The sequence below is a fragment of the Rhizobium sp. P1_E1 genome, assembly GCF_056406015.1.
This window is the reverse complement of record NZ_JBFUAY010000453.1, coordinates 1-1844: the sequence shown is the minus strand read 5'-3', so window position 1 is coordinate 1844 and position 1844 is coordinate 1. Positions and strand designations below refer to the sequence as shown.

Here is a 1844-nt window from a genome sequence, read left to right as displayed (position 1 = left end):
CGTGACGAGTGACGATGCCCTCTCCGGCTTCAACGGATTGACCGTGGTCCTGGCTCGCCGAAACGCGACAGTGCCAGCGATGCTGAAGTAGCCACCAATGACCGCGACGACGCCGGCTGCGACGATACGAGTGGCGGGCGACAGTTCAAGCGTCGGCGCAACATTTCTAGCGATCCACATGGTGACCGCGATGATTAGCGCCACGAGCGGCGGTGGGATCTTGAGTTCTAGGGCGCGCATAGCTTGTACTCTGAGGTCTAACGTTTGACATGAGAGGGGGCGCCCGGCTTGCCGGGCCACGTTCTCTCGATGGAAGGGCTAGGCGTCACTGTCGTCAGTGTCTGATGACTCACCTTGATGAGAAAGCTTGAGCCCACCTTTCCCGTCCGGTAGCCACACTGCCCCGGTTTCTGAGCTTGCATCAAAAACCCAAGTTGATGCTTGGCTGCAAGGCTAAAGACCTGCTCATATGCGGCTTCTGCCTTGGACCAGGCGAACGCGGCGTAGATTGCTTCCTTCCCGACGCTATAGTCAGTGACAGCCGAATCATCTTCTGGAAACTCTTCCGAAGAGAAGGGGCCATTCATTGCCGGGTACGACTTGATCATCTCAAGGAACCAAGCCTGAAGCTCTGGTGTAGAGACCTTTGGATCGTCGTAGCTGTGATTCTCGGACCATTCGGATGTCTCTTCCCACCAGGAAAGAAATGCCTCGCGTTCATTCGGCGCCTTAGCGGGTGCAAAGACAAGCAAGTCATAGCTCATTCAGGATCTCCCAGTGTAAGCAGTTCGGCTATGCGCCTTGTGACGCCTAACGTTAGATAGYCGGCCGTTAGATAACCGGCGCACAACACTTCGCGGCGAGGCCGCCTCCTGCTGTTGTGGGTCCGTGTCGATTGATAGGTCAGGCTTCACCTGGTACTCTTCCAAGAAGATCGACGATTGAGTTCCAATAGCTTGAGTTTGGCACTGAGTCCATCATTTGAAAGCCAAGATTAATGGGGCGCCAAACTGCTCCGCCTGTCAGGCGAACAGCCAGGAACGGATAGTCGAAGAAGTCCTCGTCATTTGAGGGTTGATCTGGCTTAAACTACTCGCCATGCCTGGCCTTAAGCAAAACCTCACCAGCAAACGAACCGAAGGCATAGATGGACTTTGCTACCTGTTCCATCTTGGCACCGCCGGTTTTCCATTCTTCCAGAACGGAGTCGACTCGGCGCAGTGTGGATGGGGCAAAGGAGGAAATGTCGACGGCGTAGATCTTTTGCGTCATCCGAATGGCATCGTTGGCATATCCATCTACTGTTTCGACGGATGGCTGAAAGTGCAATGGAATCAATGTTTTCCCCTGAGGATTGTGTGAAATCTAACGTTTGACATGAGGGGCGTCCTGACCGACGCGAAGTGACGGGCAAGACGTCCGCTCGACAGAGGGTATGCGTCGTTCTCACAGCGATGCCGACTTCTCAAGTTCCAGGTTGCCATCGATGAACTTGAGCTTGAAGACAAGCCGGGAGATGCGCCATCTGTCAGGGAACGGCAGCAACTGCAGTTCGTACGTACCCACGAAGATGCGGCTCTTCAGGCCGATTGCTTTGCCCCGGTGGTGGAAGGCCACGCCGTGGCATCTGACAAGCGCTTGATTACCACTGACCTCGGTTCGAAGGTTGCCAATCTGATGGTGAACGTGGTCGAGCGGCTTGAATCCGGCAGCCCATGCCTGAGCCACCTGGTTTGGCGTCATTTCGGTCGGCGCTCCACCGACCATGGAGGTCATGTCGAGCGTAAAGGGGCTGGTAAAGCAACTCTCCAGCGCTGGCCAGTCTCGTTCGTCGGTGGCAACGA

The 1844-nt window shown here is 55.6% G+C and carries 3 protein-coding genes and 1 pseudogene; all 4 read right to left on the bottom strand.

The features are described 5' to 3' along the window. Nucleotides 1-240: pseudogene (locus tag AC1D1Z_RS37015) on the bottom strand (isoprenylcysteine carboxylmethyltransferase family protein); the annotation flags it as partial. A 17-nt stretch (nucleotides 241-257) separates the two neighbouring features. After that, entirely contained in the window at nucleotides 258-764 is a 507-nt protein-coding gene (locus tag AC1D1Z_RS37010; RefSeq protein WP_477700129.1) for a hypothetical protein, read from the bottom strand. Nucleotides 765-1089: 325 nt separating this feature from the next. Beyond that, nucleotides 1090-1338 (bottom strand): hypothetical protein, encoded by a 249-nt coding sequence (locus AC1D1Z_RS37005; RefSeq protein WP_477700128.1) that lies wholly within the window; start codon nucleotides 1336-1338, stop codon nucleotides 1090-1092. A gap of 108 nt (nucleotides 1339-1446) precedes the next feature. Further along, nucleotides 1447-1844, bottom strand: a 398-nt coding sequence (locus tag AC1D1Z_RS37000) for a nuclear transport factor 2 family protein (RefSeq protein WP_477853784.1), incomplete at its 5' end; no start/stop codon positions are given.

Bases quoted from the DNA above. Each gene is read 5' to 3' on its own strand.
- AC1D1Z_RS37010 (WP_477700129.1), bottom strand. From the start codon at position 764: ATGAGCTATGACTTGCTTGTCTTTGCACCCGCTAAGGCGCCGAATGAA.